The 18,334-nt window shown below is 66.7% G+C and carries 19 protein-coding genes and 2 pseudogenes; 13 read left to right on the top strand and 8 right to left on the bottom strand.

Annotation, left to right across the window (positions count from 1 at the left end):
* Positions 1-152: 152 nt before the first annotated feature.
* Positions 153-647 carry a DUF3145 domain-containing protein gene (locus ACWC91_RS05415; protein WP_141361221.1) on the bottom strand — a complete coding sequence of 165 codons (495 nt, stop codon included), beginning with the start codon at positions 645-647 and terminating at the stop codon, positions 153-155.
* A 256-nt stretch (positions 648-903) separates the two neighbouring features.
* On the opposite strand from ACWC91_RS05415, the gene ACWC91_RS05410 reads away from it, so the two are divergent.
* Positions 904-1,785 carry an SGNH/GDSL hydrolase family protein gene (locus ACWC91_RS05410; RefSeq protein WP_450644621.1) on the top strand — a complete coding sequence of 294 codons (882 nt, stop codon included), beginning with the start codon at positions 904-906 and terminating at the stop codon, positions 1,783-1,785.
* Positions 1,786-1,884: 99 nt separating this feature from the next.
* Entirely contained in the window at positions 1,885-2,856 is a 972-nt protein-coding gene (locus ACWC91_RS05405) for an aldose epimerase family protein (protein ID WP_450644634.1), read from the top strand.
* Positions 2,857-3,043: 187 nt separating this feature from the next.
* Here the strand turns inward: ACWC91_RS05405 and ACWC91_RS05400 are convergent, their stop codons facing one another.
* A complete protein-coding gene (locus ACWC91_RS05400) occupies positions 3,044-3,853 on the bottom strand; it encodes an EI24 domain-containing protein (RefSeq protein WP_450644623.1) in 810 nt (269 codons plus the stop codon).
* 55 nt (positions 3,854-3,908) lie between these two features.
* On the opposite strand from ACWC91_RS05400, the pseudogene ACWC91_RS05395 reads away from it, so the two are divergent.
* Positions 3,909-4,046, top strand: a pseudogene (locus tag ACWC91_RS05395) (EstA family serine hydrolase); the annotation flags it as partial.
* A gap of 128 nt (positions 4,047-4,174) precedes the next feature.
* Here ACWC91_RS05395 and ACWC91_RS05390 read toward each other — a convergent pair.
* Entirely contained in the window at positions 4,175-4,603 is a 429-nt protein-coding gene (locus ACWC91_RS05390) for an organic hydroperoxide resistance protein (protein WP_225075018.1), read from the bottom strand.
* Positions 4,604-4,721: 118 nt separating this feature from the next.
* A complete protein-coding gene (locus tag ACWC91_RS05385; RefSeq protein ID WP_450644626.1) occupies positions 4,722-5,684 on the bottom strand; it encodes an NADP-dependent oxidoreductase in 963 nt (320 codons plus the stop codon).
* Between ACWC91_RS05385 and ACWC91_RS05380 the strand changes: the two genes are divergently transcribed.
* Both ACWC91_RS05380 and ACWC91_RS05375 read left to right on the top strand, forming a co-directional pair.
* A complete protein-coding gene (locus ACWC91_RS05380) occupies positions 5,683-7,209 on the top strand; it encodes a recombinase family protein (RefSeq protein WP_450644628.1) in 1,527 nt (508 codons plus the stop codon). The two genes, ACWC91_RS05385 and ACWC91_RS05380, sit on opposite strands and share 2 nt — an antisense overlap.
* A gap of 82 nt (positions 7,210-7,291) precedes the next feature.
* On the top strand, positions 7,292-7,822 hold the full coding sequence (locus tag ACWC91_RS05375) for a hypothetical protein (protein ID WP_450644630.1): 531 nt from the start codon (positions 7,292-7,294) through the stop codon (positions 7,820-7,822).
* A gap of 306 nt (positions 7,823-8,128) precedes the next feature.
* On the opposite strand, the gene ACWC91_RS05370 is transcribed toward ACWC91_RS05375, so the two are convergent.
* A complete protein-coding gene (locus ACWC91_RS05370) occupies positions 8,129-8,323 on the bottom strand; it encodes a winged helix-turn-helix domain-containing protein (protein WP_450725806.1) in 195 nt (64 codons plus the stop codon).
* A gap of 378 nt (positions 8,324-8,701) precedes the next feature.
* Between ACWC91_RS05370 and ACWC91_RS05365 the strand changes: the two genes are divergently transcribed.
* Positions 8,702-8,914, top strand: coding sequence for a hypothetical protein (locus ACWC91_RS05365; RefSeq protein ID WP_450644661.1), 213 nt, complete (start codon positions 8,702-8,704; stop codon positions 8,912-8,914).
* 169 nt (positions 8,915-9,083) lie between these two features.
* On the top strand, positions 9,084-9,410 hold the full coding sequence (locus tag ACWC91_RS05360) for a helix-turn-helix transcriptional regulator (protein WP_450644663.1): 327 nt from the start codon (positions 9,084-9,086) through the stop codon (positions 9,408-9,410).
* Positions 9,411-10,078: 668 nt separating this feature from the next.
* Here the strand turns inward: ACWC91_RS05360 and ACWC91_RS05355 are convergent.
* Complete coding sequence (locus ACWC91_RS05355) at positions 10,079-10,498, bottom strand: Imm1 family immunity protein (protein ID WP_450725804.1); 420 nt, start codon at positions 10,496-10,498, stop codon at positions 10,079-10,081.
* 233 nt (positions 10,499-10,731) lie between these two features.
* On the opposite strand from ACWC91_RS05355, the gene ACWC91_RS05350 reads away from it, so the two are divergent.
* The gene (locus ACWC91_RS05350) at positions 10,732-11,523 is read left to right on the top strand and encodes a hypothetical protein (RefSeq protein WP_450644667.1); all 792 of its coding nucleotides are present in this window, start codon (positions 10,732-10,734) and stop codon (positions 11,521-11,523) included.
* 361 nt (positions 11,524-11,884) lie between these two features.
* Here ACWC91_RS05350 and ACWC91_RS05345 read toward each other — a convergent pair.
* A pseudogene (locus tag ACWC91_RS05345) lies at positions 11,885-12,046 on the bottom strand (NADP-dependent oxidoreductase); the annotation flags it as partial.
* A gap of 86 nt (positions 12,047-12,132) precedes the next feature.
* Between ACWC91_RS05345 and ACWC91_RS05340 the strand changes: the two are divergent.
* Entirely contained in the window at positions 12,133-12,582 is a 450-nt protein-coding gene (locus ACWC91_RS05340) for a MarR family winged helix-turn-helix transcriptional regulator (protein WP_376500941.1), read from the top strand.
* A 70-nt stretch (positions 12,583-12,652) separates the two neighbouring features.
* Here the strand turns inward: ACWC91_RS05340 and ACWC91_RS05335 are convergent, their stop codons facing one another.
* A complete protein-coding gene (locus tag ACWC91_RS05335; RefSeq protein WP_450644669.1) occupies positions 12,653-13,639 on the bottom strand; it encodes an SCO2400 family protein in 987 nt (328 codons plus the stop codon).
* 220 nt (positions 13,640-13,859) lie between these two features.
* On the opposite strand from ACWC91_RS05335, the gene ACWC91_RS05330 reads away from it, so the two are divergent.
* The 4 genes from ACWC91_RS05330 (at position 13,860) to chvE (ending at position 18,327) form a co-directional block, all read left to right on the top strand.
* A complete protein-coding gene (locus ACWC91_RS05330; RefSeq protein WP_225075305.1) occupies positions 13,860-15,023 on the top strand; it encodes a mandelate racemase/muconate lactonizing enzyme family protein in 1,164 nt (387 codons plus the stop codon).
* On the top strand, positions 15,020-16,024 hold the full coding sequence (locus tag ACWC91_RS05325) for a zinc-dependent alcohol dehydrogenase (RefSeq protein ID WP_225075022.1): 1,005 nt from the start codon (positions 15,020-15,022) through the stop codon (positions 16,022-16,024). The genes ACWC91_RS05330 and ACWC91_RS05325 overlap by 4 nt, the downstream gene beginning before the upstream one ends.
* A gap of 164 nt (positions 16,025-16,188) precedes the next feature.
* On the top strand, positions 16,189-17,157 hold the full coding sequence (locus ACWC91_RS05320) for a hypothetical protein (RefSeq protein ID WP_281155815.1): 969 nt from the start codon (positions 16,189-16,191) through the stop codon (positions 17,155-17,157).
* Between the two features lie 60 nt (positions 17,158-17,217).
* Positions 17,218-18,327, top strand: coding sequence for a multiple monosaccharide ABC transporter substrate-binding protein (gene chvE, locus ACWC91_RS05315; protein WP_225075024.1), 1,110 nt, complete (start codon positions 17,218-17,220; stop codon positions 18,325-18,327).
* Positions 18,328-18,334: the final 7 nt, after the last annotated feature.

The raw sequence follows: 18,334 nt of genomic DNA, 5'->3' as shown, positions 1-18,334 counted from the left end.
GCGTTGCGGCGGGGGGGGCCACCCGGGGTTGCGGGGGTCCCGCTGGGTCTCACACCCCCCGGGGGCGCACCCGGGGGGCCCCCCCCCGCGGGGGGGGGGCCCCTCGGGTTCCGCCAGCGGTCGTATTCCGGAGCGGAGGGATCCCGAAGCCGTCAGACCACCTGGTGCAGCCAGCGCACGGGAGCGCCTTCACCCGCATAGCGGAACGGCTCCAGTTCGTCGTCCCAGGGCTTGCCCAGGAGCTTGGCGAGTTCGGCCTCCAGGTCGGTCTCGCCGCGCTGGGAGCGCAGCAGGGCGGCGCGCAGCCGGTCCTCGGGGATGAGGATGTCGCCGTGGATGCCGGTGACGGCGTGGAAGATGCCGAGGTCGGGAGTGCAGCTGTAGCGCTCGCCCTCGGCGGTGGGACAGGGCTCGGCGGTGACCTCGAAGCGCAGCAACTGCCAGCCGCGCAGCGCGGAGGCGAGTTTGGACGCGGTGCCGGGCTGGCCCTGCCAGGAGAACTCCGAGCGCCAGGTGCCGGGCGCGGCGGGCTGCCGGATCCAGTCCAGGCTGACGCGCGTACCGAGCACCCCGGCGACGGCCCACTCGACGTGCGGGCACAGCGCGCGCGGCGCGGAGTGCACGTACAGAACTCCACGTGTCGTCACCGGGACCTCCGGACAGAGCGGGACATGGTGCGGGCGGGCGGACAGCGGTGGCGTTTGAGGCCACGTTGATGGCGAGGCTACCGTGAGACGGGGCAAGGAGTGTGACGTACCGTCGGTCCCAGTGCCAGGAAACGCCCTCCATTCACCCAGGGGGACGCTTGTACGGGTGCGAGCCCCCCACTCGAGTGGGGGCGGGAACACTCGCGCGTTCTCATGGAGGGAAGCACTTCACGACGACCGAGGGGATCACCAGGGCATGCGGAAACGACGTCACCGTACCCGGGCCGCTCACGCCGTCGTGGCGGCGGCCGTACTGGCCACCGCGGGCTGCAACGCCGTCGGACTGGAGGCCGGGGCCGGAGCCTCCCGCCCGTCCGCGGCACCGCCACCCGTCTGGAACACCAGCCCGGACTCGATCGCCGCGGTCGGCGACTCCATCACCCGCGGCTTCGACTCCTGCATGGTGCTGACGGACTGCCCGGAGGCGTCCTGGGCGACGGGCAGCGACGCGTCGGTCAACAGCCTGGCGGTGCGGCTGCTCGGGTTGACCGGGGCGGCCCAGCGCAGCTGGAACTTCGCGGTGACCGGGTCCCGGATGACCGACCTGAACAGCCAGATGGCCAAGGCCGTGCGGAAGAAGCCGCAGTTGGTGACCGTCATGGCCGGAGCGAACGACGCCTGCCGGGACTCCCTGGACGCGATGACGCCGGTGGCGGTCTTCCGGGCCGAGTTCGACGCCGCGATGGACACACTGCGTCAGGCCCTGCCCAAGACACAGGTGTACGTCTCCAGCGTGCCGGACCTGAAGCGGCTGTGGTCCGAGGGCCGTACGAACGCCCTGGGCAAGCAGATCTGGAAGCTCGGCATCTGCCCGTCCATGCTGGGCGACGCCGACGCGCTGGACGCGGCGGCCACCAAGCGGCGCGACACGGTGCAGGCCCGGGTGCGGGCGTACAACGAGGTGCTGAAGGAGGTCTGCGCGAAGGACCACCGCTGCCGCTTCGACAACAACGCGGTCTTCGACTACCGCTTCGGCACCGACCAGCTGAGCCACTGGGACTGGTTCCACCCGAGCCGCGACGGCCAGGCCCGGATCGCCGAGATCGCCTACCGGACCGTCACCGCGAAGACTCCCTGAGAGGCCCTTGAAGACCCCCGCGGAGCCCCTGCGGAGCCGCCGGAAGGCCCTGACGACAGGACTTAGGGTTTCCCCATGAGCGACCCCACGAGCGACCCCATGAGCGAACCCTTCGGCACTCTGGCCGACGGCACCGAGGTGCACCGCTGGAAGCTGGAGCGGGCCGGGGTCCGGGTACGGGTGCTGTCGTACGGCGGGATCGTGCAGTCGGTGGAGGTCCCGGACCGGGACGCGCGCACTGCGGACGTCGTGCTGGGCTTCCCCGACCTGGACGGCTATCTGGCCCACCCCGAGCCGTTCCTCGGCGCGCTGATCGGGCGGTACGCCAACCGGATCGCCGGGGGCCGCTTCCCGCTGGACGGGCGGACGTACGCGCTGGAGCAGAACGAGGGCGGCAACTCGCTGCACGGCGGTGACGGCGGCTTCGACAAGCGGATGTGGGAGGCGGCGCCGGTCGAGCACGGCGTGCGGCTCAGCCGGGTCAGTCCGCACGGCGAGGAGGGCTTCCCGGGCCGCCTGGAGGTCTCGGTGACGTACACCCTGGACGACGCGGGCGCCCTGCACATCGCCTACGCGGCGGTCACGGACGCGCCGACCGTCGTCAACCTCACCAGCCACTCGTACTGGAACCTCGGCGGCTTCGGCGACGCGGGCGGGCACGAACTGCGGCTCGCCGCCTCCCGGTACACGCCGGTGGGCGCGGATCTGATCCCGACCGGTGCCCTCGACGGGGTGGCGGGCACCCGTTTCGACTTCCGGGAGACGCGGAAGGTGGGCTCCGGCTACGACCACAACCTGGTCCTCGACAAAGGCGTCACGGACGAGCCGGTGGAGGTCGCCGTGCTGCACGATCCGGCGTCCGGGCGGGTCCTGACAGTGGCGACGACCGAGCCGGGCCTCCAGCTCTACACCGGCGACCATCTCCCCGCGCCCTTCGCCCCGGGCGACGGGATCGCCCTGGAGACCCAGCACTTCCCGGACTCCCCCAACCGCCCCGGCTTCCCGAGCACCGAGCTCGGGCCCGGCGAGGTCTTCCGCTCGCGGACGGTGTACGGCTTCTCGACGCGCTGAGCGCGCCGGCCCAGCCCCGGCCCAGGGGTCAGGTCCCGGACCGGGGCTGCCGGTGGGCGGACTCGGCCCGGACCCGACGTTAACCGCCGGGGGGAGAAGCCGGCCGGTCATCGGGCACTGTGCCGCGATCTCGTACGAACCCTTCACAAACGAGGGCGGCTTCGCCCGGCTGTGCCCGGCCTCCGCGTCAGGCGGGTGCCGCCGACTGCGACGGCGGCGGCGTCCGGGGTGCCGGGGTGACCGCGTCGCCGGTCTCCTCGTCCAGCAGCTCACGGGCGAGCAGGGTGGCGCCCGCGACCGCGCCCGGCATCAGGAACACCGCCACGAACGGCACCAGGAAGGCCAGGCCGAGCGGGGCGCCGAAGCCCCAGACCAGCAGCTTGCGGGAGCGCAGGAGGGCCAGACGGTCGCCGAGCCCCACGCCCCGGCGCTGGAGGGCGACGGCGGTGAGCTCCTCGGTCAGGAAGAAGCCGGTGACGAAGAACCCGAGCACCGGCACGACCGTCTGCCCGACGAACGGCAGGAAGCCCAGCGCGAAGAGCAGTACGCCCCACAGTGCGGCCCGCACGACGATGCGCAGGCTGTCGCGGGCCGAGATCCACAGGTCGCGCCAGAGCGGCAGGCCGGACTCGGGCGCCGTGCCGTCGGGCGACACCTCCCGGTCCACCTGCTCGGAAAGGCTCTCGTAGAAGGGCTGGCCGATCAGGAGGGTGACCGCGGTGAAGGTGACCACGGCGAGGAGCAGCCCCAGGGCGAACAGCACGGCGGTGAGCAGGCCGCGGAAGAGACCGGTCCAGGGACCCGGCCAGTCGTCGGCGAAGGGGGTGGCCCAGGTGACGGCGTCGCCGCCCCACAGCGCGAGCGCGGTGAGCGCCGCCGTGTACAGCACCAGCGTGATCAGGCCCGGGAGCAGTCCGAAGCGGTACGACTGCCCGTGCCGGGCCATCCAGCGCTGGCCGTTGAGGAGATGGGCGAAGCCGGCCCCGAGGTCACGCATGGAAAAACTGTATGCGGAGCCCGCGCCCGCCCGTCCTCCGGGTACGCGCCCGCGCATGACCCGGGGGATCCACGGCTCGGTCGCCGACGGCTGCGAACCGGTGCGGGAGGAGTTCGCCGCGTTCGTGGCGGCTCAGCGGCCGGACCACAAGGGGCAGTTGTGCGCGTACGTTCTCGGGCGGAGCGTGGTCGACCGGCGCAGCCACCACCGACGGGGGGCGCGCCGGTGCCGAGGGAGCGAACGCGCAAAGGCGCGAAGCGCGGAGCACGATCGGGCCCCCGGCACCGGCTGGAAGCGCCCGCGGGCGACCGAGCCGTCGGCTCAGCCCAGCGTCACCGTGATGTTCCCCCGGGTCGCCTTCGAGTACGGGCACACCTGGTGGGCCTTCTCCACCAGGCTCCTGGCCGTCTCGGCGTCGACGTTCGGGATGTCGGCCGAGATCTCCACGATGATCCCAAACCCGTCCTCGTTCTTGCCGATGCCGACCTTCGCGGTGACGGTGGAGCCGGAGATGTCGGCGCCCTCCTGGCGGGCGACGACGCCGAGGGCGCCCTGGAAGCAGGCGCTGTAGCCGGCGGCGAACAGCTGCTCCGGGTTGGTGCCGGCGCCGCTGCCGCCCATCTCCTTGGGCGGGTTGACGACGACGTCGAGCTTGCCGTCGTCGGTGGCGACCCGGCCGTCGCGGCCGTTCTCGGCGGTGGCGACGGCGGTGTACAGGACGTCAGAACGTCGGATTGCAGGGCTGGGCATGGGGTTGCGTTCCTTCCTTCGTCCGCCGCGACTCGCGCCCACGGTCGCACCTGGCGGTTTCGGGTTCCGGAAAGAAGTTACCGCATACCGAAACTCCAGGGAACGGCCGCCGGGTGGCTCACAGCTTGACGATCATCTTTCCGGTGTTGTCGCCGCGCAGCACACCGAGGAACGCCTCCAGCGTGTTCCCGATGCCTTCGACGAAGGTCTCGCGGTACTTCAGCTCGCCCGAGCGCACCCAGGCGCCGACTTCCCGCACGAACTCGGGCTGGAGGTCGTAGTGGTCGCCGACGAGGAAGCCCTCGATGCGGCCACGGGTCTGGATCAGGCGGGCGAGGTTCTTCGGGCCCGGGGCGGCCTCGGTGTTGTTGTAGACCGAGATCATTCCGCAGATCGCGATGCGGCCGCCCAGGTTGAGGGAGCCGATGGCGGCCTCCAGGTGCTCGCCGCCGACGTTGTCGAAGTAGACGTCGATGCCGTCCGGGGCGGCGGCCCTCAACCGCTCGGCCACCGGGCCGCTCTTGTAGTTGAAGGCGGCGTCGAAGCCGTACTCCTCGGTCAGCAGCCGGACCTTCTCGTCGGAGCCGGCGGAGCCGATCACCCGCGAGGCGCCCTTGAGCCTGGCGATCTGCCCGACCTGGCCGCCGACCGCGCCGGCCGCGCCGGAGACGAAGACGGCGTCGCCCTCCTTGAAGGAGGCGGTGCGCAGCAGACCCGCGTAGGCGGTCAGCCCGGTCATGCCCAGCACGCCGAGGTACGCCGGCAGGGGCGCGGCCGCGGGGTCGACCCTGACCGCGCTGCGGCCGTTCACGGCGGCGTACTCGCGCCAGCCGCCGAAGTGCAGGACGTGGTCGCCGACGGCGATCCCCTCGGCCTCGGAGGCGACGACCTCGCCGACGGCGCCGCCCTGCATGGGCCTGCCCAGTTCGTACGGCGCGGCGTACGACTCGGCCGCACTCATCCGGCCTCGGATGACGGCTGAGTGACAAACATTCAGGTACCCTGTGACCAGGAGGTACGGCGCAACTGCCGTGCCACACAGGGACGGTGGGGAGCCGTCCGGGGAGGGAGACAGGGACATGCGACGGGTACTCCTGGCAGAGCGGATCTCAGACGACAAGGGAGAGCGCTCGGAGTCCATTGAGGACCAGGACCTCAAGCTGAGGACCAGGGCTGTCACTGAGGGGGGTGTGTCCATCGTTGGGACGGCTGCAGACCTGTCCGTCTCTGGTGACGTTGACATGTTCGTCCGGCCCAAGCTGGGGACGTGGCTCACCCCTGAGGGACGTGAGCAGTGGGATGAGTTGTGGGTCACCACTCAGGACAGGCTCAGCCGCGATGACATCCACTTCATGGCCTTTGTGTTCAAGGTCATTGAGTGGGGCAAGTCCGTGATCGTGCTGGATGACCCTCAATTCAATGAGCAGATGCATACGGCTGAGGGACGACTCATCCTTCACGCCAAGGCCCTAGGTCCGGCCAAGGAGCTGGAGCGCATCAAGATCAGGAACCAGGAAAGCCACGACCGCCGTAGGTTCACTAACCGCTGGCCTGGGGGCATCCCTCCCTTTGGCTACCGAGTCGTCAAGAAGTATGAGGGTGGCAAGACTGCCGCATACCTTGAACTCGATGAGGACATGGCCAAGGAACTGCGCTGGATGCGGCAAGAGCTGATCGCCGGCAATTCCTTTGTCGGTATTGCCAAGGGTCTTGACGACCGGGGTGTCCTCACCGCTAGGGACCGCAGTCGTGTCAGCAAGGGAAAGCCTGTAAAGGCTAGGAATGGTGAGGAAGGGACTAGGGAGCGCTGGTCCGAGACAGGAGTTAAGCGCATCCTCACCGATGGCTCTTCCCTTGGCCTGAAGAAGCACAAGCGAGAGATCATCTATGGCATGGACGGTAAGCCCATTCAGCTCGCTGAGCCTGTGTTCACTCAGGATGAGTGGGAATCCCTTCAGGCTGCGGTGAAGCGCAGGGAGGTCACAAGCGTTCCTAGGGTGAATGGCACCAGCCCCATGTATGGGGTGGTGTACTGCGCTCAGTGTGGCTTCAAGGCACGTCACAAGTCTTCCACCCTCCGAGGAGCGACCTACCGCTATTACGTCTGCGGAGCATGGCCCAAGGCAGATAGGTGTGTCGGCATCTCCTGCCGCGCAGAGGCCATTGAAGAGATGATGGAAATCCACTTCCTTCAGAAGTTCGCCAGCGTGCGAGTAACCAAGAGGGTTTGGGTCCCTGGCTCTGACAACGCCAAGGAACTCACCGATATCACTAAGCGCATAGAGCGTCTGCGGAAGCAGGACGAAGAAGGTGACTGGGATGATGACCAGGACGGCTATCGGGCCCGCATGAGCCAGTACAAGCACCGTAAGAAGGAGCTTGAAGCTACGCCTGTCGTCGAGGCTGGATGGCGCGAGGAAGACCAGGGAGTGACCTTTGGGGAACTGTGGCCAAGGCTGGACCTTGAAGGGAAGCGTAAGCAACTCATCGAGTCTGGCTACAGGGTCCTGGTAGGTAAGAAGACGTTCACGTTCACGCCTGAGCCGGACACCTACGAGGAGAGAAAAACCAAGTGGGACGCTCTCAAAGAGGCTGAGATGGTCTGAGAGCCACACCGAACACAATGCACGCTAGGGCCCCCGATCGATTGGGATTGGGGGCCCTTCCCTATCCCTGAGAAGAGAAGCCATGGAACCCGTAAACACAACCTCTAGTCCCTTCGGTGGCCCCAACCCTTGGGAGGTCGACATAGCTCCGTGGGGGAAGCCTGCACAAGCCTCTGAGATGGCCCCTAAAAAGCAGACCGACCCTGAATCCTTGGCGGAGCTTGAAAGAGCCTCACAGGGCCATGTAGAGCCTTACGAAATGACCGATGAGGATAAGGCTGCCGCCTTGACTGAATGGATGGCAGAGAGGGACAGAGAGCCTGCCCCTGACGACTGGCAGGACATGACCGCTACTCCTATGGACTGGCAACGGCACATGATTGGCACTGACATAAAGCCCTCTGCCAAGGTGTTGGGAGTGAGCATGTCCCACTACTGCGGACCGAATAGTCATGGCTGCTCTGCGAGCATTGCAACCCTGGCCGCAAACGCCAATATGTCTGAGCCTACTGCCAACAGAGCAGTGAAGGCACTGAAGGACGCAGACCTAATCAGGCAGTGCGGCACTGGCATGAAGTTCGTGAAGGTGTACCGCCTAGGCAAGCCAGCCTGATCACCTCTATCACTGGTGATAGACCTACCTAGGCCGAGAAGTGTCCAGGTCTATCACTGGTGACATACCTACATCCTCAGCCCTATCACTGGTGATAGAAGAACTACTTACAACTACTTATATATAAACTACTTAGTAAGTAGCCTTGGCTGTCCTGAGAGACAGTCAAGGGCTGGTATCGATCTTTGGGGGATCTCAACCAGCCAAGGCAGAGTGAACGGAGTGAACGAGTCGAACTAGCCAACTAGTTGGCAGTGAGACCCAAGAGCAGACCTCTTGGAGAGGGTGTTTGTTCCGCCCCCGCCGTCACGACTTCTCGGCCACGAAAGAACCACGTCCCGACACTGTGTAGACCAGGCCCTGAGCACGTAGGGAAGTAACGGCACGAGATGCCGTTGACTGAGACACGTTGAACTCAGAGGCGATGCTCACTGTCCCCGGTACACGCTCCCCAGGCTTGTACTCCCCTGCCAGGATGCGCCGCTTGATCTCCTCTGCCACCTGAGGCCAATGAGGAAGCTGCCTGTTGATCTCCACCTAGTCAGGGTGCGACCAAACCTCCTGCCGTGCTATCGACGTTTCGAGGTAGTCAGGTAGTCTGGCCAGCCAAGAGAAACGGCCCTGGGCAGAGGGACTAGCTCTGATCCAGGGCCTTGATTCGGAAGGTGATCCGAACCCATGCACAGCATCCCAGAACCTCTGTCCGAGCTTCCACGGTGCCCTGAGAGCCGTCTCTCTCGGTTCGGCTGTCTGAGGGATCCAGGACATGAGGGATCTCACCGTGACTCCCTCGGTGTCGAGTGGGGAGCCTCTCAGCGACTCCAGCGCATGCCAGCGGACGAGGCAGGGCGTACTGCCTACTACCAACCTGGAGGCCTCATGGCAGTCATCGCTGAGACCGCAGAGGCGGCAGCCCTCCGGACCGCAGCCAAGGACGTTGGCCGTGTTGAGAGGCTGCTGAAGAAGCACACAGAGGTGACCAGGGCTGAACTGGTTCATGCGCTCTGCTTCCTGGTCCAGTCGGCCAAGGCTGCCGTGGACGTTGCTGAGTGTCGTGGTGAGCGGCTGGAGGCTGCCAAGGAAGTGATCTAGGTCTCTCTTTCGCCAATCGGCGTCCCTTTGCGCCACAAAGGACACGTACATACATAGTGAGAAGACTTCCGAGAGGGCTCTTTCTCACTGTTGGCCCTGGCTCTCTAGCTCATTGCGCTAGAGGGTCAGGGCTTTTCATTTGCCCACACACAATCCTCTAGGAGTAATCGTGGATAAGAGCATAGTGGCCAAGGTCTACAACGGTCGTGAGTGGCGATACCGGCGCAACAAGGTTCTCAACATGAGCTATGAGGAACTAGCGGCAAAGGTAGGAGTCCATCCCCACAGCATTCATCGATGGGAAAACGGCACTAGGACGCCGACTGCGGCTCAGGTCGTTGTAATGGCTCACCATCTCGGAATCCCGATCATGGAATTGACAGACAAGGTCTCCGAGGATGCCGAAGCCTTTCGAGCGCTCCTCACTCTTGAAAAGATGCGCTGGGCCGAGGACGGAGAGGAACCGATTACCCGTTACCCGGCCGAACGCGATTGACATTCAGGCCAATGCCTCAGCCGGCATGACGCCCCAGGACATTTGAAGATAGATGCACGACGGGGGAATGATGACCGATCGAAAGCAGTGCAGTAAGTGCGGTGAGCTGAAGCCAGGAAGCGACTTCAACAAGGACGGGAAACGCAATGGGGTGCAGCGCTACCGGTCAAGCTGTAGCCCTTGCGAGCATGAGCGTAACAAGCTCTACATGGAAGAATACCTCAGCGATCCGGAGCGCAGAGTCAAGACTCTGAAGGAGATCAGGGAAAGGGTTGCGAGAAGGAGAGCCAAGGACCCTGAAGGCGGCAGAGCATATCGACGCGTACACAAGACTCTGCGACGTTCTCTAGGCCCTGCTAGCGAATACACCTGCATTGGTTGCGGGAACCAGGCCGAGGAATGGTCACTGAGGCCAGATGCAAAGGGCCTTATACGAACTGCGCTGCACTCTTGGTCTGAGTCGATTACCGACTATGACCCAAGGTGTGTGCCATGCCATCGAGCCTTGGACAAGGAAATCAGAAGGAGTGCAGCGGCCTAGGCCAAAGAGGCTTACAAAATGCAGGAGAGACACAATGGAGAGGAAGCACACACGAGAGCGCTCTACGTCAAGGCTGTTGCCATTTTTCGGCAGGCCCATGGCACTGCGCGAACTAGGACAGGGTAGATCACCAAAACTCTGGCTCTTGCCATTGGACACACGTTGGACGCTGCCCCCCAGAGGACAAGAACTCCTTTACAGCCTGACGCACAAGAGCGATGGGAATTTCCGAACGGTTCGGAAATTCGGTCACATTTCCCATGATGGAGAAGGAGATCCCTCCTCGCCCCTTCGAGGAATCAAGCGAGACAAAATTTCCGTTGTCCATGAAGGCGAGGACTCCGACTTGAAGGTCTCCGTCAGCCCCAACCAGCAACTCATGGTCGGGAACCCCTGCTGGCATGAGCGGACGTTCCAAGCTGTGCAATGCGGCCAAGTTCTCCGATGGCCGACTTGCGAGGAGCGCGTCGATCAAATCGTCAACATCGCTTGGGCTTTGAAGCAAAACAGGGTTATCCCCGTGTTCGTGTCGATAGTAGGCCTCCACCTGGCCGTACGTCACTTCACGCCTCCATAGGTTTTATTTGCGTAGCCGCCTTTTTTCCGTTCGGCCAGTATAAAGCAAGCTCCCTATCGCCGACTCGCGCTTGATGGCAGCCCATCGCTGCGGGCATGGCCCCGCAGGGTTGTTGATTTGCTGCCAGCCTGACCTTTTCCTCTGCGCTCTGGCTTATGTAGCGCAGTCTTACCATGAATACCGACTGATCAAGGAGTACCACCATGCCTAAGCCTTATGACACTAACTTTGAGATCGAACCCCCGGCAGACCTCCCACTCTCACCCAAGGTGAAGAGTCTCAGGAAGGTGTATCAGGACGCCGAGGCGGCTCACGAGAAGTACATCCAGGAGAATTCCCGATACCGCACTATCAATGTGGCTCCGGTATGGTCCAGCACCCGCCAGGATGGCTCCCTTGCCCTTGAAGACGCTAAGAGGGAACTCCGAGAGGCTGAGATTGCCGCCGTAGGGGCTAAGAAGCCGCTCCCTGATAAGGATGAGTTCCTTGCCCCGGTGAAGAACAAGATGGATGAGTACGACCGTACTGTGTCTGCTCTGAAGGTCCTGGCTCAGAAGGCTAAGCAGGAGTATTCACATGCTCTGCACGGTGAATTGAAGGCCATGGGCCTCAGGCAGGCCGAGAAGGCAGCCAAGGCACGTGATGAGTGGGAGCAGGCTTATCGCGCCATGGTTGCTGCCAGGGAAACCATGCTGCGCCATGTCGGCCTGTTCACTTTCTGCGTCTCGGCTGGCGATGCCGACTTCCACCCGAGGCATGGACACAGTCAGGGTGAGCGTCTTGAGGTCTGGCAGCTTACCAAGGATGGAATGCTTACCTTTGAGGCTTCCCAGGAGCTTGAATACCCTGGCTACCTCATCAAGGTTGAGGGGCTTATTGAGCCTAACCCGAATCCTCCGGAGCCTGTGAAGGAAGTCGAGTTCAAGATGCCTCCCCAGCACCACAGCAAGCCTGCATGGGATGAGAACGTTAGTTACGTTGGAGAGATCTACTGACGATCCTGGGGACCTCTGGTGAGTAATTTCACCGGGGGTCCCCTTTTTTTGTGCCTTCTGGAGAACACTAGGTGTCCTGCCGGGGAAACCGAGACACGGACACTCGAAAATAATTGAAACCCGTACAGCTACGAAGAAAGGCGCCCCTGCGGTCCCCGTGGAAGAATTACGTTATCATTACCCCCGGGTTATCACGTCATGGGGTGATGTAGTAATTACGTTATCGGCCCGTTATATAGGGGCATTGTTATTGCAGCATGAGGTTGATGTGGGATATCAGTCCAGCGGCTACACGCTCAGTGATGACATGCTTACATACAGCACTGGAGGCGGTTACAGAGCGTGTAGTTTGTCAAAACCTCGTAATCCGGCCCCGCATATAAGGGTCGACGGAGAGGTACTCGTTGCGTACGAGGACCTGACCCTCGCCCGGCTGCGGGATCCCGGTCTCGACCAGGGCGAAATCCTCGGGCTTCGGCCAGCCGACCGGACGGCTGAGCAGGTGCCATTCTCGGTTGATCACGACAGCGCCTTTCGATTACTTCAGTTACTGAAACAACCATGCGCCTAAATATTTCATGAAGTCAAGTAAGCCGGTACGCTGGACGCATGGCCGCTGCACCGAACACCCGCCGACCCGACGCGCTGACCCTGGAGGTCGTCGAGCTGATCGGCGACGTCGTGGCCCGGTTCTACGAGGACTACGAGGAAGCCGCCGGGGAGCACGCGCTGACCGGGGCGCAGGCGCGGCTGCTGAGCCTGCTGTCGCTGGAACCGCTGCCGATGCGGAAGCTGGCGCAGAAGCTGAAGTGCGAGCCGTCGAACGTCACCGGGATCGTGGACCGGCTGGAGACGCGGGGACTGGTGGAGCGGCAGGCGGATCCGGGCGACCGGCGGGTGAAGCTGGCGGCGGCGACCGAGGACGGGCGGCGGGTGGCCCGGGAGCTGAGGGAAGGGCTGCGCTTCGCGCGCGAGCCGCTGGCGGGCCTCTCCGAGGAGGAGCGCATGGCGCTGCGGGACCTGCTGCGGCGGATGGTGGACCAGGGGGAACCCGGCTGACCGCGGCCGCCGTCACGGCGACGTGGAGCCCAGCGCCGACGACGCGGCCCGCCGGCCCGTGGATCGCCCGCTACGTGCACCACCACAGGAAGCGGTCGCACTTGTGCGTCGGCGTGGGGGTCGGATCCGGCTGAGGGGCCGGTGGGGCGGGGTCCGTCGTCGGCGGGTCCGCGGGCCGGGGCGCCTCCGAGGTCGCCGGGTCCGGAGCGCCCGGTCCGTCCGAGCCCCCGCCCGTGCCGTTCTGCGCCGTGGCCTCCGCCGACTCCCGGGGGCTGCTCGCGTCGCTCGCGTCCGGTTCCGGTTTCCCGCCCTTCGCGGAGGCGGAGGGCGAGGCCGACCCGGAGGCGTCCGGCGAAGCCGTGCCCGTACCGGTCCCCGGAGCGTCGTCAGCCGGCGCGGTCGTCCCGCCGGTGCCGGTCGGGGACGCGTCGCCCTCCTCCGCATCGTCACCGACCGCCGCCGGTTCGGGGTGGGAGAAGCCGGGCAGGCCCGGTGCGTCGACGCCGAGTTCGGCCAGGCTCAGGCCACTGCCCGCCAGTACGAAGCCGACGGCTATCAGCAGGACCCGGCGGCGGCGCCGGCGGTGGGCCGCGGCCTTGCGGTCCCGCCGGCTCGCGCCCCGGCGCCCCTCGACCTCCGCGCTCTCCGTGTCCTCCGTGCCCTCGGAGTCCCCCGCGTTCCCCGCGCCCCCTGCGTCCTCGGCGTCCTCGGCGTCCTCGGCGTCCTCGGCGTCCTCGGCGTCCGTCCGGGCCGCCTCGGCGGCTCCGCCCCGGCCGCGGCCGCGCGTGCGGCGCCGCCCGGCCCGCCCCTCCGGCTCGGCAGGACCGCCGTCGAGGCCATCCCCGTCGCGGCCGTCGTACCCGTCGTGGCTGTCGCGCCCGTCCCGCCCCTCTTCGGGGTGGAACTCACGGCTCTCCTGCGGGACTTGGAAGTTCGCCGTTTCCGCGCCCACTCCCCGATCCCCCGCGTACGCGGAAGGTGTCTCCACTGGGGTGCCGCACCCCGGGCAGGCGAGGGCGCCGTTGAGGTGCCGTCGGCACGGGTGGCAGTAGTTCATGACGCGGGAAGAGTAAGTTCCGGATGGGTGCGGTTCCTAGGCACCCCTGTGAAGGTTCTGTGCGGGATCGAAAGGGTTGTCGAAAGTCTCGCCGAAACCGTTATCTGTCGGACCCATTGACACCCTCACCACCCCCTCCTTACTGTCTCGCCAGCATTTCGAACGACTGACGAAATCTCGAACAGCGACATCGATGTCGAGCAGCCGAGAGGCGGGCACCGTGCGCATCACCGGAATCAGCACCCATGTGGTCGGGACGCCGTGGCGCAACCTGACCTACGTCCAGGTGCACACCGACGAGGGCATCACGGGGGTCGGCGAGACCCGGATGCTGGGCCACACCGACGCGCTCATCGGCTACTTGAGGGAGGCCGAGGCCAACCACATCCTCGGCTCCGACCCGTTCGCCGCCGAGGACCTCGTCCGCCGGATGAAGTACGGCGACTTCGGCCGCGCGGGTGAGATCGTGATGTCCGGCATCGCGGTGGTGGAGATGGCCTGCTGGGACATCAAGGGCAAGGCTCTCGGCGTCCCCGTGTGGCAACTGCTCGGCGGCAGGGTCACCGACCGGGTCAAGGCGTACGCCAACGGCTGGTACACCACCGAGCGCACCCCGGAGGCGTACCACAAGGCCGCGCGGGAGGTCATGGAGCGCGGTTACCGGGCGCTCAAGATCGACCCCTTCGGCACCGGGCACTTCGAACTCGACCACGAGGGAACCCTGTACGCCGTCTCGCTCATCGAGGCCGTACGGGACGCCATCGGCCCGGACGCCGAGCTGATGCTGGAGATGCACGGCCGCTTCTCCCCCGCCACCGCCGTCCGGCTGGCCAGGGAGATGGCGCCCTTCGCCCCGGCCTGGCTGGAGGAGCCGGTCCCGCCGGAGAACCTGAAGGCGCTGCGGAAGGTCGCCGCCAAGGTGGACGTACCGGTCGCCACCGGAGAGCGCATCCACGACCGGATCGAGTTCCGCGAGCTCTTCGACGACCAGTCCGCCGACATCATCCAGCCGGACGTCGGCCACATCGGCGGCATCTGGGAGACCCGGAAGCTGGCCGCGACCGCCGAGACGCACTACATGCTCGTCGCCCCGCACAACGTGGGCGGGTCCGTGCTCACCGCGGCCTCGCTCCAAGTCGGCTTCACCACACCGAACTTCAAGGTCCTGGAGCACTTCAACGACTTCGCGGACGCGGAGATCAAGCAGGTGGTCAGGGGCGCGCCCCGGGTGGACCCGGAGGACGGCTGCTTCCACCTCTCCGACGCGCCCGGTCTCGGCGTCGAGCTGGACGTCGACGCGGCGGCCGAATTCCCCCAGCAGCAGGCCCGGTTCGACCTGTGGGCCGAGGGCTGGGAACAGCGCAGGCCGAAGGGGACGAAGTGAGCACCGAGGTCGTCGTCGAGGCCCCGGGCGCGCACCGGATCGCCGGGCACACGCCGCGCGACCCGGGTCCGGGTGAGGCGCTGGTCGCCGTGCACGCCGTGGGGATCTGCGGCAGCGACCGCGAGCTGTACCAGGGCAACCGGCCCGAGGGGTACGTCCGTTACCCGCTGACGCCGGGCCACGAGTGGTCCGGGACCGTCCGGAGGGTGGGCACCGGGGTGCCCGGCGGTCTCGTGGACCGCAAGGTGGTCGGCGAGGGTTTCCGCAACTGCCAGGTGTGCGACCGCTGTCACGCGGGCGAGACGACCCTGTGCACTGCGGGCTACGAGGAGACCGGCTTCACCCGGCCCGGCGCGATGGCCGCCACGCTGACGCTGCCGGCCAGGCTGCTGCACGTGCTGCCCGAGGACGCCGGCCTCACCGCCGCCGCCCTGCTGGAGCCGGCCGCCTGTGTCGCGGCCGCCGCGCTGAAGGCGGACGCCCGGCCGGGCGAGCGGGTCGCCGTGGTCGGCACCGGCACGCTCGGGATGTTCGCCGTGCAGTTCCTCAAGGCCCTCTCCCCGGCCGAGCTGCTGGTCGTCGGCACCCGCGACGACCGCGAGGCCCTGGCCCGGCGGTTCGGCGCCACCGGCTTCTCCACCAAGGACCGGCGGCTGCCCGGCGGCTTCGACGTGGTGATCGAGACCGCCGGGTCCGCGGGCGCGGCGCGGACCGCCGCCGCGCTGCTCAGACGTGGTGGGCGGCTGGTCCTGACGGGCATCCCGGCACCGGGCGCCGAGGGGCTGGACCCGACCGACCTCGTCGTACGGCAGCTGGAGGTGCACACCGTCTTCGGGGCGCCGCCGCACGCCTGGGCGCACACGGTGCGGGTGTTCGCGGCCGGGCTGCTCGATCCGCTCCCGCTCGTCACCCACGAACTCCCGCTCGCCGAGTTCTCGCACGCCATCGATCTGGTGGGGGCGGGCGATCCGAAGGTGGGCAAGGTGCTGCTCCGCCCGTGACCGTGCGCCGCTCACGGCGTGACCCGACGACGTCGGGAGCGGCGCACCGGGGCCCGGATCAGCGGCAGCGGTGCACGGGGCCGGTTCACCGCCGGCCCCGTGCACGGCCCGTCACACCCGGAGTCGCGAACCTTGTCCGAGATACCGAACACGAAGGACTGCCTGTGACCGACGCTTCCGCAACGGCCGCCCGCAGGCCCGGTGAGCAGACGCTCACCGCGCTCGGCCTGGGCGCCCCCGCCCTCGACCCCGCCGACGCCTCGCCCCACGCCTTCCCTGGCGGCGGCCGCTGGCGCACCGAGATCCCCTCGTGCGAGGGCCCGGAGGCGCTGGCGGTGGTCCTCGACGAGGCCGCACGCCTCGATGTGCCGATCCACCGGATCAGCCAGGGCAGCGGCGTGTGGATGCTGACCGACGCCGAGATCGCCGAGATGGCCGGGGCGAGTGCCGCACGCGGCATCGAGCTGTGCCTGTTCACCGGCCCGCGCGGCACCTGGGACACCGGCGGCTCGGTGCGCTCCGACTCGCGCGGGGCGGGACCGCGCGCCCGCGGCCACGACGCGGTCGCCGGGTGCGTCGAGGACGCCGTACGGGCCACGGAGCTGGGCGTGCGCTGCCTGCTGGTCGCCGACGAGGGGGTGCTGTGGACGCTGCACCGGGCGCGTACGACGGGACTGATCCCGGCCGACACCACCCTGAAGGTGTCCGCGCTGATCGGCCCGGTGAACCCGGCGTCGTACGCCGTCTTCGAGCGGCTGGGCGCCGACTCCGTCAATGTGCCCAGCGACCTGACGCTCGATCACCTCACCGAGATCCGGCGGGTGTCGGGTGCCCCCATGGACATGTACATCGAGGCACCCGACGACCTCGGCGGCTATGTGCGGATGTACGAGGTCGCCGAGCTGATCCGGCGCGGCGCACCGCTCTATCTGAAGTTCGGCCTGTCCAAGGCGCCCGGCATCTACCCGTACGGACACCATCTGCGCGAGCTCACCCTGGCCACCGCCCGGGAACGGGTGCGGCGCGGCCGGCTCGCCCTGGACCTGCTCGCCCGGCACGGCGCCGCCGGTGACATGGCGCCGCTCGGCTCCCGGCTGCCGGGCCCGCTCCACCGCTTCCCCACCGGCGCCTGACAGGCGCCGGGAGCACCTCCCCACACCCCACCCCGACCAGACGGACAAGGACTGATCACCATGCGCAACCGCAGAGCCGCCCTCGCCGCCACGGCCGCAGCCGCGTCCCTCGCCCTGACCCTGTCCGCCTGCGGGCAGAACAGCGAGGGCGGCAGCAAGGAGAAGGCGGGCAGCACCAAGGGCGCCACCATCGGCATCGCGATGCCGACGAAGTCCTCCGAGCGGTGGATCTCCGACGGCGACAACGTCGTCAAGGACCTCCAGGCCAAGGGCTACCGGACCAAGCTGGTCTTCGGCGAGGACAACCCCGACACCCAGGTCTCGCAGATCGAGAACCTGATCACCCAGGGCGTCAAGGGCCTGATCGTCGCCGCCATCGACAACAAGTCGCTGAACAACGTGCTCCAGGAGGCGGCCGACGCCGGCATCCCGGTCATCGCCTACGACCGGCTGATCCTCGGCACGGAACACGTCGACTACTACGCCTCCTTCGACAACGAGAAGGTCGGCCGGCTCCAGGCCGGCTACATCGTCGACAAGCTCGGCCTGAAGGACGGCAAGGGCCCGTTCAGCATCGAGCTGTTCGCCGGCTCCAACGACGACAACAACACCAAGTACTTCTTCAACGGCGCGATGAGCGTCCTGAAGCCGTACCTGGACAGCAAGAAGCTGGTGGTGAGGTCCGGCCAGACGCAGCTCACCAAGGTCACCACCCTGCGCTGGGACGGCGCGACCGCGCAGCGGCGCATGGACGACATCCTCACCTCCTCCTACAAGAGCGGCCGGGTCGACGCGGTGCTCTCGCCCTACGACGGCATATCCATCGGCATCCTCTCCGCGCTGAAGTCGGACGGCTACGGCTCGGGGAGCAAGCCGCTGCCCGTCGTCACCGGTCAGGACGCCGAGCTGGCCTCGGTGAAGTCGATCATCGCGGGCGAGCAGACGCAGACCGTCTACAAGGACACCCGCAAGCTCGCCGAGGTGGCCTCGGCCATGGTCGACGACGCTCTGAAGGACAAGAAGCCGCAGGTCAACGACACCAAGACCTACGACAACGGCACGAAGGTGGTCCCGGCCTACCTGCTGCAACCGGTGAGCGTCGACCAGAGCAACTACGAGGAGGTCCTGGTCAAGGGCGGCTACTACACGGACGCCGAGCTGAACAAGTAGCCCGGGA

The organism is Streptomyces sp. NPDC001204, assembly GCF_053598035.1.
This window is presented reverse-complemented; position numbering and strand designations above follow the sequence as displayed.